This window comes from Paracidovorax sp. (assembly GCF_057642795.1).
Genome location: NZ_JBXYZY010000021.1, coordinates 459,524 through 472,655 on the forward strand (window position 1 = coordinate 459,524; position 13,132 = coordinate 472,655).

Sequence of the window (13,132 nt, forward strand, 5' to 3'; positions counted from 1 at the left end):
CCTGCCGCCGCTCCGACGACACAGCCGCCCTTGCAGGCGGCTTTTTTGCGTCGACAGGCTTCCGATCAGGGCCCTTGCGGGGTGCCCCGGCCCTGCACCACAGCGATGCGGCGCTGCAGTGCTGCGGCAAGTCCCGCATCACCGCGCTCCGCTGCCTCTCGGGCACGCAGGCCCAGCCACGCCAGCAGCGGCCGGCGCCACCCCCTGGCCGAAGCCGCATCGACCGCAGCAGCCAGCACGGTGTCGTCGCTGCGCCCGGCCTGAACGGCGACCGATGAGGCCACCAGACGCGCGAGCGGGTCGTCGATGCTGGCGATGGCGCCTGTCCGGGCCGCCTGCGCCGCCTGGCGCTGGGCCGGCGGCAGCAGCGCCGCGTCGGCCGGCGCCAGGTGGCCGGCCAGGTAATCGGCATAGGCGCGCTCGGGCGGCTGCGCGTCGGGGCGGAGGGCCTCGAAGGCGGCGCAGGGCTGCAGGTCGAGCGCCGCCCGCTGCGCCGCGCAGCGCAGCAGCTCTACGCGGGCCAGTAGGTCGAGCCGGCCGGTGCGGGCCACTTCGGCGCGGGCGCGCGACCATTCCAGATCGACCACTCGGCTGTCGCCCGACAGATAGGCCTCGGTGGCGCGGGCCGCGGCATCGTGGGCGTTCAGGGCCCAGTCGGGTGCGGGCGGGCGGCTGGCACAGCCGGCCAACAGCGCCAGGGTGATGACGGCGAGGTGCCTGGGCAGGGTCATGGCAGCTTCAATTCGGTTTCGCGCGCGAAAGGCCATTTGCGCTGGACGTCGTTCACCAGGCCTTCGACCTTGCGCAGGCTGGCCTCCACCTCGGCGCGCAGGGTACCCAGGTCGGTGGTGGCTTCGCGGGTGTTGGCGCCGATGGCCTGGGCTTCAGCCAGCACGACATCGACCTTCTTCAGGCTCTGGCGCGTGTCGGCCAGCAAGCCATTGAGCTGCACCACGGCAGCGCGCACCTCAGGCACCAGGCCGGGGTCGCCCCCCGCGCCGAACACCTGCCGATCGGCCTTGGCGGCCATGGCGTCGATGCGGGCCAGCAGCTGGTTGGTACGGTCCAGGGTCTGGCTGATCTTTTTGGCATCGGCCTCGCTGCCCATCAGCACGCCCAGCGCCCCGCCCGGAGCATTGAGCCGCTCGCTCAGCGTACGCACCTGGCCTACGGTGCCGTTAAGGGGCGACCCTTCGGCCGTCATGGCGCTGAGGTTGCCCATGAGTTCGCGGGCGGAGGCCATCAGCTGCGGGATCTCGGCCGTGGCGTCGCCGCGCAGCACCGGGCGCTGGGCGCCGTCAGGCAGCGGCGGATCTGACAGGATGCCGCTGTAGGCCTTGATGGTGGTGCCGCCCACGATGCCGCGCACCAGGGTGAAGACACTGGATTCGCGCAGCCAGTGAGCGTCGCGACGGGCCACGTCGATGGCGATGCGCACATTGCCGTCGGGCGCCAGCTCGATGCTGCGCACCCGGCCGATCGGAAAGCCGGAAAAGGTCATGTCCATGCCCACCACCACGCCCTCGGAATCGTCAGCCGTGAGCACCAGCCGCTGCGTGGGTTCGAACACGCCGCGCGCATACATCAGGTAGAGCGCCGCGCCCACGATGAGGGCGAGCGTGAGCGCCAGCAACGCGGCGGCCTTGCGCTCCAGATGGGCGACCGGGCGCAGCAGCAGGTCATCGGCGGGCTCGGGCGGCGAAGGTGGCACGAGGGGATCGGTGGGGCGGTTCATCGCGGGAAAGGGGTTGTCTTCTTCAGTAATAGTTGCCCACCAGGGACGTGACCTCGATCAAGAGCAGCACGGCAAACATGCGCGCGAGGCCGCCCAGCTCGGACGCGGGCTGCATGGCAGTGCGCGCGTCCCCGCTTTCGTAGAGGCCCGAGGCCATCGGAATGAGCGCCACCGCGAGACTGAAGAACAGCGTCTTGAGTGCAAACACCAGGGTGATCTGCGGGGTGAATACCTGCCCGAACATGCGGGTGTACCCCGCCAGTTCGGCCACAGTGAAGCCATACACGGCCAGATAGGTGGTGACCACGGCCACCACGCAGGAGAGCGCCGCCAGGGTGATGCTGGCATAGACGCCCGCCACCACGCGCGGCAGGATCTCCACGCGCACCGGGTCGGCGCCACGGCCGCGCAGCGTGTCGAAGCGGCCGGACTGGCGCAGCAGCGCCATCTGCGTGCCGTTGGGGATGGTGGCGCGCAGTGCCACGAAAAGCGAAGCGGTGAGCGGGATCAGCTCCAGCACCAGCACGCGGATGACCATCTCCAGCGCATAGCGCGAGAGGCCGTAGCTCTGCGCGGTGACGACCACGATGCGCGTGATGACCAGGCTGATGAGTGCCGCCAGGACCGTGAAGCCGAACAGGATGGGAACGGTGCCCTGCACCACATGCCGCGCCACGCGCCAGCGCGCCGCACGGCCCCAGCTCGAGGGCGAGAGCACCAGCACCGCCACCACCGCCGCCAGATGGACGGTGCGCCACCAGGCCAGCGCCCGCAGCCGCACGCCCCGGCCGATGCGTTCGGCAAGGCTCAGGGGCACAAGGGGCGCGGAGCGGGTCGTCATCGGGCCGATGATAGGGGCAGCACTGCGAAAAAAGGTAACAAATCAGGCGATAGCGCCTGATCCATCTGGGCAGGCAGCTATCACTTTCAGAGCAGATTGCAAGCCACCCGCCGCCACGCCGCATCACACATGCCGGCGGCTGGCCGGCACGGGCGGAGGCGCGGGCTGGGCGTCGGCGCGTTCGTGCAGCGCCTCGATCACGCGGCACTGCGCGCCCTGGCCGTTGCAGCGCCCGCGCAGCGAGAGCAGCTCGGACTCCAGCACGCGCAGCTCGTCGAGCCGCGTGCGGACGTGGCTCAGGTGCCCGTCCAGCGTGGCGCAGGCGGCATGGCCATCTTCCTCGGAATGCACGTCCAGCGCCAGCAGCGAGCGCACCTCGTCCAGCGACATGTCCATGGCGCGGCACAGGCGGATGAAGCGCAGGCGATGCACGTCGTCGTCGCCATAGAGCCGATAGCTGTTCTCGGCTCGGGCCTGGGCGGGCAGCAGGCCTTCCTTGTCGTAGTAGCGGATATTGGCGGCCGACACGCCCGAGAGGCGGGCGGCGTCGCCGATACGGTAGTGGGGGCTTGGCGTGGACATGGCTTGACCTTCGAGTGGCTTCAAGGTTTTCAATCATGGCATGGCCTGCCGGAAGCGGGCCCACCAGAGAGGATTCACCCTGCCATGACCGAGGCCACCCGCCCATCCCCCGCCCGCGCCGCTAGCACCCCGCCGCGCATCGACATCGCCTGCTGCGGCGGCACCTGCTCCGCACCGACCGCCGCCCCCCGTGCCACCCCGCCGGCTGCGCCCAGCCACAGCCACGATCACGCCGCGGCCGACGACCACGGCCACGATCACAGCGACCATGAGGGCCACGACCACGGCGCACTGCCCGGCTGGGGCCGCCTGGCCGCAGCGCTGGTGGCGGCCACGGCCGCCGAACTGCTGCACCTGCTGGGCCCGGACACCACGGCCTGGCGCGTGGCCGGCATGGCGGTAGCCGCAGGTGCCATCCTGCTCGCGGGGTTGGGCATTTACCGCAGCGGCATCCGCTCGGTGCTGCGCGGGCAGCTGGGCATCAGTGCGCTGATGGCAGTGGCCGTCACCGGAGCCTTCCTGATCGGGCAGTGGCCCGAGGCGGCGATGGTGATGGCGCTCTACGCCCTGGCCGAACGCATCGAGGACGGCGCCGTGGGCCGCGCGCGCAACGCCATCGGCGCGCTGCTGGCGCTCAGCCCCGAGCAGGCCGAGCTGCTGGGCGCGGACGGCCAGTGGCGCACCGTGGCCGCGGGCGACGTGCCCGTGGGCGCCACCGTGCGCGTGCGCCCCGGCGCGCGCGTGCCGCTCGACGGCGTGGTGACGGCCGGCCGCGGCGCGGTCGATGAATCCAGCGTCACGGGCGAGAGCCTGGCCGTGGACAAGGCGCCCGGCGATGGCCTCTTCGCCGGCACGCTCAACGCGCAGGCCGAACTGCAGCTGCGCGTGACCTCCGCGCCCGGCCAGACCACGCTGGACCGCATCATCCGCGCCGTGGAAGAAGCCCAGGCCACGCGCGCGCCCACCCAGCGGCTGGTGGACCGCTTCGCCGCCATCTACACGCCCGCCATCTTCATCATGGCCGCCGCCGTGGCCGTGGGTGCGCCGCTGCTGCTGGGCTGGGCCTGGCTGGACGCCATCTACCGCGCGCTGGTGCTGCTGGTCATCGCCTGCCCCTGCGCGCTGGTGCTCTCCACGCCCGTCACCGTGGTCAGCGGGCTGGCGGCAGCCGCGCGGCGCGGCATTCTCATCAAGGGCGGCAGCTGGCTGGAGCAGGCCCGCAGCCTGCGCGCCGTGGCCTTCGACAAGACCGGCACGGTGACCGCCGGCCGCCCGGTGCTGGTGGGCAGTCACGTCTTCGGCCATGACGGCGCCGCAGACGTGGCCGCCGCACTGGCCGGGCGCTCGGACCACCCCGTCTCGCTGGCCATCGCCGCGGGCCTGGCCGCGCCGGGCGCGGCAGGCACCCCCCTGCCGGTGGAGGACTTCACCGCCCTGCCCGGCCGGGGCGTCACCGGCCGCATCGCGGGCGCCACCTGGCTGCTGGGCAACCGCCGCATGGCCGAAGAGCGCGGCCTCTGGACTGCCGCGGTGGAGGACGCCGCCGCCGCGCACGAAGCCGCCGGCCGCAGCGTGACCCTGCTGGCCGACGCCACCGCCGTGCGCGCCCTCTTCGCCGTGGCCGACACCGTGCGCCCGCAGGCCGCGCAGGCCGTGGCCGAGCTGCGCGCCCTGGGCATCGTGCCCGTCATGCTGACCGGCGACCATGCCGCAGCCGCCCACGCCGCCGCGCGCGAGGCGGGTATCGACGACGTGCAGGCCGGCCTGCTGCCCGAACAGAAGCTCACCGCCATCGCCGCGCTGCAGCAGCGCCACGGCCCCACGGCCATGGCCGGCGACGGCATCAACGACGCCCCCGCCCTGGCCCGCGCCGACATCGGCTTCGCCATGGGCGCGGCCGGCACCGACGTGGCCATGGAAACCGCCGACGTGGTCATCATGAACGACGACCTGCGCCGCGTGGCCGAGACCGTGCGCCTCTCGCGCCGCACCCAAGCCGTGCTGCTGCAGAACATCGCCCTGGCGCTGGGCATCAAGGCCGTGTTCTTCGGCCTGGCGCTGGCCGGCCAGGCCACGATGTGGATGGCCGTGTTCGCCGACATGGGCGCCAGCCTGCTGGTGGTGGGCAACGGGCTGCGCATGCTGCGGCCGTCTTCCAAGGCCTGAGCGCCTGCGCAGAGCCCGCAGATGCACACCTCGCCCTGCCCAGGGAAAAGCCTGCGTGGCAGGTCTTGCCGGAAGCGCGCCAGGCAGGCGTGCGGCGACGCGGGACGCCGGCAGTGTCACGGCGCCGGCAAGCCCCGTCAGGACGGGATGGCGCGGCCGCTTACCAGCCGGCCAGCACCGCGCCCTTGAATTCCGTCTGGATGAAGCGGCGCGTGTCGTCGGACTGATACGCCTTGAGCAGCTTGGAGACCCAGGGCTTGTCCTTGTCGGCGTCGCGCACGGCGATGACGTTCACGTAGGGGCTCTTGGCGCTTTCCTGGGCGATGGCGTCCTTGGCCGGATTCAGACCCGCAGACAGCGCGAAGTTGGTGTTGACAGCGGCGGCATCCAGGTCGTCCAGCGAGCGGGCCAGCTGGGCCGCGTCCAGCTCCACGAAGCGCAGCTTCTTGGGGTTGCTCACCACATCGAGCGGCGTGGCCTTGAGGCCCGCGCCGTCCTTGAGCTTGATCAGGCCCTTGTCCTGCAGCACCAGCAGCACGCGGCCGCCGTTGGTGGGATCGTTCGGGATGCCGAAGCGAGCGCCCTCCTTCAGCTCTTCGAGCTTCTTGACCTTCTTGGAATAGAGGCCGATGGGGAAGTTGACCGTATAGCCCACCGGAACCAGCTTGTAGCCCCGGTCCTTCACCTGCGCGTCCAGGTAGGGCTTGTGCTGGTAGCTGTTGGCGTCCAGGTCGCCGGCGGCCAGCGCGGCGTTGGGCTGCACGTAGTCGCTGAATTCGACGATCTGGATCTTCAGGCCGTCCTTCTCGGCGATCTTCTTGACGTGTTCCATGATCTGCGCGTGCGGGCCGGCCGTCACGCCGACCTTGATGGGCTTGTCCTGCGCCAGCGCACCCTGCATGAAGAGAGCGGCGGCGGACAGGGCGAGGGTGGACTGAAGAAGGGAACGCTTGTTCACGAAAAATACCTTGAGGAGGAAAAGCCTTCGATCGTACGTGCCCGATGCCCACCCGCCAACGATCGAATGGGCATGTGCTCAGAACCAAAGGCTCAAGCGCCAGCGCCGCCCTGCTCCAGCTTGAACACGCTGACCACCTGCGCCAGATGGGCGGCCTGCCGCTGCAGGTCGTGCGCCGCCGCCGCGCTTTGCTCGACCATGGCCGCGTTCTGCTGGGTGGCGCCGTCGAGCTGCGTGACAGCCTGGCCCACCGATGCGATGCCGCGCGCCTGCTGGGCGGTGGCCTCGTCGATGCCGGCGATGAGCTGTGTCACCCGCTCGACCTGTTCGACGATGTCCGTCATGGCCGAGCCGGCCTGAGCCACCTGGCGGGCGCCCTCGCCCACGCGCGCCACGCTCTGGTCGATGAGCGATTTGATCTCGCGGGCCGCCTGGGCGCTGCGCTGCGCGAGGCTGCGCACCTCGCTGGCCACCACGGCGAAGCCCTTGCCCTGCTCGCCGGCACGGGCCGCTTCCACGGCCGCATTGAGCGCCAGGATGTTGGTCTGGAAGGCGATACCGTCGATCACGCCAATGATGTCGGCGATCTGGCTGGAACTGGCCGTGATCGCGTCCATGGTGGCCACCACCTCGCCCACCACCGTGCCGCCTTTGCCGGCGGCGGCGCTGGCCGACCGCGCCAGCTGCGCGGCCTGGCGGGCCGATTCGGCATTGCCATTGACCGATTCGGTCATGCGCTCCATCGACGCCGTGGTCTGCTGCAGGTGTTGTGCCTGCTCCTCCGTGCGCTGCAGCAGGCCGTGGTTGCCCTGGGCGATCTCGACCGAGCCATGGCTGACCTGCTGCGATGCCGCGCTCACCTGCGCCACCACGGCGGCCAGGTTCTGCTGCATGCCACCCAGCGAGGCCAGCACGCTGCCGGGCCGCGCCGTCGCGGCGCCGGCCAGGGGGCTCAGGTCGCCCGAGGCCACGCGGCCCGCGAGGCTCGCCAGCGCCAGCGGCTCGGCACCCAGCTGCCCCAGCAGGCTGCGCGACACGGCCCAGGCCACCAGCGCGCTCACGCCCAGGGCCATGACCAGCGCGGTCAGCATGACGGCGAGAAAGCCCCGCGCCTGCTCCAGCGCCACCGCGTTTTCCGAACGGATGCGCGCTTCTTCAAAGTCAATGAGCCGGTTGATGGAGGCCAGCCACTGCACGTATTGTGGCTTGGCCTCGCCCCAGAGCACGGTGCGCGCGGCGGCATCGCCCGCGCCGGACAGGGCCACGATGCGCTGCGTGGTGGCCACGGCCTGGGCTTCGCGGGTGCGGATGTCTTCGTAGAGTTGCTTGAGCTCCGGCGCGGTGCCGGGCTGGGCGAGAAGCGCTTCCAGCGGCGCGGCAGACTGTGCATAGAACGCGGCCAGCGATGCGATGACGCCCACCTCGCGCTCGCGTTCCTCGGGCGTGGCGGCCAGCACCACGTCGCGCACGGCGATGGAGCGGTCGTGCGCCGAGCCCCGGAAGTTGATGGCGTAGCGCTGGATGGGCACATGCTCGGCATCGTTGGCGCCAAGGGCCCGGTCGATGACCAACACCTTCATGAGCGCGATGCCGACCAGCACCACCAGCAGGCCCAGCACGAGGCCGAAAGCAACCGTGAGGCGGCGGGCCACGGTCATGCGAGAGAAAACCATGCGGTTCATCCTGTGTCAAAAAGTGTCACGGAATGGTACGACCCGCCGCAGTGCCCGAAGGCATCGAAATTTCTATCGCGCCGATGAATCCCGGCCAGATCGTGCTCAACCCTGGAGCGGCTGCCGCCGGGGGCAGCGCAGGCTCAGTCGCCGGGATTCGCTCAGCGGTGGCTCAGGCGGCGCACGGCCCAGTCGCCCAGGCTCTGCACGGCCTGCACGAAGAAGATCAGCACCACGACCACGGCCAGCATGATGTCGGGCAGGAAGCGCTGGTAGCCGTAGCGGATGCCCAGGTCGCCCAGCCCACCGCCGCCGATGGCACCGGCCATGGCCGAATAGCCCGTGAGGCTGACGAAGGTGATGGTCAGGCCCGCGACGATGCCGGGCAGCGCCTCGGGCAGCAGCACCTTCCAGACGATCTGCCAGGTAGTAGCGCCCATGGACTGGGCGGCTTCGATCAGCCCGTTGTCCACCTCACGCAACGAGGCTTCCACCAGCCGCGCGATGAAGGGCGCGGCGGCGATGGTGAGCGGCACCACGGCGGCGGCCGTGCCGATGGAGGAGCCCGTGATGAAGCGCGTGAACGGGATGATCGCCACCAGCAAGATGATGAACGGCGTGGAGCGCACGGCGTTCACGATCCAGCCCACCGTCTTGTTCACGGCACCGTTCTCCAGCACGCCGCCCTTGTCGGTCAGCCGCAGGAAGACGCCCAGCGGAATGCCGATGAGCGCGCCCGCCACGCCGGAGATGCCCACCATGATGAGCGTCTCCCACAGCGAGGTGACGAACAGCTCCACCATCATTTCGGAAAAATTCTCGAACATCGCTCTCAGCCCTCCAAGCCCGCGCGAGCGGACACCTTCACTTCATCCACCACCACGCCCTCGGCACGCAACTGCGCCACGGCGGCGGCCAGGCGAGTGCCCTCGCCGCTCACATAGACCGCCAGCGAACCGAAGGTCTGGCCCTGGATCTCGTCGATCTGCCCGTGCAGGATGGACAGATCCAGCCCGTGCTCGCGGATCAGCCGCGAGAGGATGGGCTGGTAGGCATGCTCGCCCGCATACGAAAGGCGCAGCAGCTCGCCCGACTCCTGAGCAGGCAGTTGCGAGGCCAGGTGGCGGACATGCTGAAGCACGCTGGCGGGCAGCTCCTGGGGCAGGATCTCGTCGATCAGGCTCTTGGTGATGGGCTGCTGCGGGCGCGTGAACACCTGCAGCACCGGGCCCTGCTCCACGATGCGGCCGGCGTCGATCACGGCCACGCGGTCGGCCACCTGCTTGATGACCTGCATCTGGTGGGTGATGAGCACCACCGTGAGGCCCAGCTCGCGGTTGACCTGCCGCAGCAGCGCCAGGATGGAGCGGGTGGTCTCCGGGTCCAGCGCCGAAGTCGCCTCGTCGGAGAGCAGCACCTTGGGCCGGCTGGCCAGCGCCCGGGCGATGCCCACGCGCTGCTTCTGCCCGCCGCTGATCTGCGCGGGGTAGCGGTCCGCCAGATGCGACAGGCCCACCAGCTCCAGCAGCGGGTTCACGCGCTCGCGGATGGCGGCGCGGTCCATGCCGGCCAGCTCCAGCGGCAGCGCGGCGTTGTCGAACACCGTGCGCGACGACAGCAGGTTGAAGTGCTGGAACACCATGCCGATGCCCCGGCGCGCCTCGCGCAGCTGGGCATCGTTCATCTGCGCCAGATCGCTTCCGCCGACGATCACCTGGCCCGTGGTCGGCCGGTTCAGCAGGTTGATGACGCGCACCAGCGAGCTTTTGCCCGCCCCGCTCTTGCCGATGATGCCGAACACCTCGCCGGGCTGGATGTGCAGGTCGATGCCGCGCAGCGCCTCCACCGGACCCTGCGGCCCCTGGTAAATCTGGGTGATACCCCGTAAGTCGATCATGAATGCTAGGGAAAGGAAAAAAGAAAGCGCCGCCCGGCAGGCCAGCGCATGCCGGGCGGCGCAATGCGAATGCGTGAAGGGCCAGAACTCTAAGCCGGCAGGCCGCTGGCGGCAACGATCGAATCGTTGAGTGGTTATAGGCCCCGGTTATGTCGCAACGATTGCCAGCCCGTAGGCAGACGGCATATTGCTACACTAATAATAGCATCACGCCTTTGATACATGCGCACAAGGGGCCCAAAACACCCTCATAGCCGACGCTCCGCGAGCCTGCGCTTCAGAACAAGGGGTAGGCATCGCCCGCCGATGCCTCGCCGTCGGCGCCCTCACGCCCATCGCCTGACAGGGCCATGCCCATCACGCCCCGTACCTTGGAAACCAGCGCCTGCGCATCGAAAGGCTTGACCAGCAGTTCCATCTGCGGGCCGAGGAAATTGGGGTTCATGGCCGCCTGCTCGGCATAGCCGGTCATCAGGATCACGCGGATGCCCGGCAGCTTCTCGCGGGCGAAGTCGGCCACCTGGCGGCCGTTGGGGCCGGGCAGGCCCACGTCAGACAGGAGCAGGTCGAAGTGCAGCGCGCCGGACAGCAGTGCCATCGCCTCGGTGCCGCTGGCCGCCTGCATGACCTGAAAGCCCATGTCGCGCAGCAGCTCCACCGCCAGCGAGCGCACGGTGTCGTCGTCCTCCACCACCAGCACGGAATCGGGCCGCTTGTCGGCGGGCTGGCTGTCGAGCACCTCGTGGCGCTGCTCGGCCTCGGGCGCCTCGGTGCGCACGAAGTACAGATGCACGCGCGTGCCCTGCCCTTCGGCGCTGTCGATCACCGCCAGCCCGCCCGTCTGGCGCATGTAGCCGTAGATCATCGACAGACCCAGGCCCGTGCCCTGCCCGATGGGCTTGGTGGTGAAGAAGGGGTCGAAGGCGCGCTCGATCACTTCGCGGGGCATGCCGGTGCCGGTGTCGGCGACGGTCACGCACACGTAGTCGCCCGGCTCCAGCCCCTGGTGCTGGCTGGCCTGCTGCTCGCCCAGCGAGCAGCTGCGCACGCTGATGCGCAATTGCCCGCCCTGCGGCATGGCGTCGCGGGCGTTGATCGCCAGGTTCAGGATGGCGCTCTCGAACTGGTGCGCGTCGGTCAGAGCGCGCCAGCCGTTGTCATCCAGCTCCATGGTCATGGTGATGTTCTCGCCGCAGGTGGTGCGCAGCACGGTCTCCAGCCCGCGCAGCGATTCGCCCAGGTCCACCGCGCGCGAATCCAGCGGCTGGCGGCGCGAGAAGGCCAGCAACCGCTGCGTGAGCGAGCCGGCGCGCCGTGCCGAAGCCAGGCCCGCGTCCACATAGCGGCTCACGTCGCCGTAGCGCTGCTGCGCCACCCGCTGGCGGATCAGCTGCAACGGCAGCACGATGCCCTGCAGCATGTTGTTCAGATCGTGCGCGATACCGCCGGTGAGCTGACCCACGGCCTCCATCTTCTGGCTCTGGCGCAGCCGCTCTTCCGCGTCGTGCAGTGCCTGGGCCTGGGCACGCTCCTGGGTAATGTCGCGGCCCACACCCTGGATGAAGCCGTCCGCAGGGATGCTCGTCCAGCTGATGCAGCGGTCGGAGCCGTCGCGGTGGCGGAACTGCTGCGTGGCCTGACTGCGCTCGGCCCCGGCGCGCAGGCGGTCCAGATCGCCCAGCACAGCGCTGGTCTCGTCGGGGTGGGCAAAGGAAAGGATGTGGCGGCCGACGGTTTCTTCCTCGGTCCAGCCCAGTGCGGCGGTCCAGCCTGGGTTGACCGTGACGATCACGCCGTCGAACCGCGTCACCACCAGCAGCGCGTCGGAGTTCTGCCACAGCCGGTTGCGGTCCGCCGTGCGCGCCGACACCAGCTTTTCCAGCGAGGCGTTCTGCTCGCGCAGGCGGGTCTCCGCGATCACCTTGCCGGTGGTTTCCATCACCGTATCGAGCAGACCCACGACTTCGCCGCGCTCGTCCCGCAGCGGGCTGTAGCAGAAGGTGAAGTACGCCGTCTCCGGCACGCCATGCCGATGGATGTCCAGCGCATAGTCTTCGATGAAGATGGTCTCTCCACGGAACGTTCGCTCCACGAGCGGCAGGATGGCCGGCCAGACCTCGGCCCACACCAGGCTCGCCGGCAGGCCCAACGCCTCAGGCTTCTCCCCGAGGATCGAGCCGTAGGCGTCGTTGTAGAAGAAGAAATGGTCTCGCCCCCACATCATGCAGGCCGGAATGTGCGTGGCGAGCATCGACTCCAGGGCGAAGCGCAGGATCAACGGCCACTGCGCCGGAGGGCCCAGCGGATGGTCGCTCCAGTCGTACAGGCGCACCTTGTCACTCATCCGGCCTGAAGCCTTCGGAAAGTCGGGGGACGCGGCAGTGGGAACGAGCATGTAACGGGGAAGCAATCAGGACTGAAGTGGGCGAAAGAAAGCAGCGCTGGACCTCACGCCAGGGCGAAAGTCTAATGGCGAACGCTTTACGCCCACCTTGATGTGCCTCGGCCTGACGGCGCTCGCTGCCATGGCCCGTCCAACGGGCGGCCACAAATACGCCTGGGGAGTGTCCAGTATGGCAGGCGTGGCTCTGCCTTGCGCGCGAATGCGCTGCAGTCCGACGGGGCTCGCAACAGCACAGTGACATGCTCCGGAGCATCGTTTTCACAAGGCCCGCCATGAAGTTCGCCAAGACCCTGATCGCCATCGCCGCATTGTCGGCCTCCGCCCTTTCCCTCGCCCAGCCGTCCGACCCGGACGACTGCGCCCAGAAGCGCGCCGGCCTTACCAGCGAAATGGAAAACGCCAAGGCCGCCGGCAAGGACGCTGATGCCATGTCGCTGGAACGCGCCCGGGGCGAGCTGGCCGTGAGCTGCAGCGAGCCCGGCGAACGCGTGATGCGCGAACGCCGCATCAGTACCCAGGAAAAGAAGGTGACCCAGCTGCAGAAGGCAGTGGATGCCGCCGAGCAAGACGGCAAGGGCAATGCCACCAAGGCCCGCGCCCAACTGCACAAGGCCCAGGCGGAGCTGGAGCGCATGAAGCGCGAGGCCTCCGCCAAGAAGAAGGCCCAGCCCGAAAAGAGCAAGCCCGCCCCAACGGCACAGTGATGGGCACCAGCCACCAGCGCGTTGAGCGCCTGCGGTGGCCCCCTCATCGACACCAGTCGCACTATCAAAAATAGAGCACTCGGCGCACGCATGGCGTGCGCCGAGTGCCGTTTTTGGCAAGATCAAGCGACGCGGCCTGATAGGAGCCAGAATTGCCGGCATTCAATGCAAG

11 protein-coding genes are annotated in these 13,132 nt (G+C 69.5%); 2 read left to right on the forward strand and 9 right to left on the reverse strand.

What is annotated here, in order from left to right; all coding sequences use genetic code 11:
- Positions 1–65: 65 nt before the first annotated feature.
- From AC3A84_RS08970 to AC3A84_RS08985, 4 genes are all read right to left on the reverse strand, one after another.
- Complete coding sequence (locus tag AC3A84_RS08970) at positions 66–731, reverse strand: hypothetical protein (RefSeq protein WP_487969236.1); 666 nt, start codon at positions 729–731, stop codon at positions 66–68.
- The gene (locus AC3A84_RS08975) at positions 728–1,735 is read right to left on the reverse strand and encodes an MlaD family protein (protein ID WP_487969237.1); all 1,008 of its coding nucleotides are present in this window, start codon (positions 1,733–1,735) and stop codon (positions 728–730) included. The genes AC3A84_RS08970 and AC3A84_RS08975 overlap by 4 nt, the downstream gene beginning before the upstream one ends.
- Positions 1,736–1,757: 22 nt before the next feature.
- Positions 1,758–2,576: an MlaE family ABC transporter permease gene (locus tag AC3A84_RS08980; RefSeq protein ID WP_487969238.1), complete on the reverse strand. Its 819-nt coding sequence runs from the start codon at positions 2,574–2,576 to the stop codon at positions 1,758–1,760.
- A gap of 123 nt (positions 2,577–2,699) precedes the next feature.
- Positions 2,700–3,158, reverse strand: coding sequence for a MerR family transcriptional regulator (locus AC3A84_RS08985; RefSeq protein WP_486158082.1), 459 nt, complete (start codon positions 3,156–3,158; stop codon positions 2,700–2,702).
- A gap of 84 nt (positions 3,159–3,242) precedes the next feature.
- Between AC3A84_RS08985 and AC3A84_RS08990 the strand changes: the two genes are divergently transcribed.
- A complete protein-coding gene (locus AC3A84_RS08990) occupies positions 3,243–5,324 on the forward strand; it encodes a heavy metal translocating P-type ATPase (protein WP_487969239.1) in 2,082 nt (693 codons plus the stop codon).
- 160 nt (positions 5,325–5,484) lie between these two features.
- Here the strand turns inward: AC3A84_RS08990 and AC3A84_RS08995 are convergent, their stop codons facing one another.
- The 5 genes from AC3A84_RS08995 to AC3A84_RS09015 all read right to left on the reverse strand — a co-directional run bounded on the left by AC3A84_RS08995 (position 5,485) and on the right by AC3A84_RS09015 (position 12,247).
- A complete protein-coding gene (locus AC3A84_RS08995; RefSeq protein WP_487969340.1) occupies positions 5,485–6,225 on the reverse strand; it encodes a MetQ/NlpA family ABC transporter substrate-binding protein in 741 nt (246 codons plus the stop codon).
- 149 nt (positions 6,226–6,374) lie between these two features.
- Positions 6,375–7,955: a methyl-accepting chemotaxis protein gene (locus AC3A84_RS09000; RefSeq protein ID WP_487969240.1), complete on the reverse strand. Its 1,581-nt coding sequence runs from the start codon at positions 7,953–7,955 to the stop codon at positions 6,375–6,377.
- A gap of 161 nt (positions 7,956–8,116) precedes the next feature.
- A complete protein-coding gene (locus AC3A84_RS09005) occupies positions 8,117–8,782 on the reverse strand; it encodes a methionine ABC transporter permease (RefSeq protein ID WP_487969241.1) in 666 nt (221 codons plus the stop codon).
- A 5-nt stretch (positions 8,783–8,787) separates the two neighbouring features.
- Entirely contained in the window at positions 8,788–9,852 is a 1,065-nt protein-coding gene (locus AC3A84_RS09010; RefSeq protein ID WP_487969243.1) for a methionine ABC transporter ATP-binding protein, read from the reverse strand.
- A gap of 277 nt (positions 9,853–10,129) precedes the next feature.
- Positions 10,130–12,247 carry a hybrid sensor histidine kinase/response regulator gene (locus tag AC3A84_RS09015; RefSeq protein ID WP_487969244.1) on the reverse strand — a complete coding sequence of 706 codons (2,118 nt, stop codon included), beginning with the start codon at positions 12,245–12,247 and terminating at the stop codon, positions 10,130–10,132.
- Between the two features lie 281 nt (positions 12,248–12,528).
- Here AC3A84_RS09015 and AC3A84_RS09020 point away from each other — a divergent pair, with 281 nt between their 5' ends.
- Entirely contained in the window at positions 12,529–12,960 is a 432-nt protein-coding gene (locus tag AC3A84_RS09020) for a DUF1090 family protein (RefSeq protein WP_487969245.1), read from the forward strand.
- The last annotated feature ends 172 nt before the right edge of the window (positions 12,961–13,132 follow it).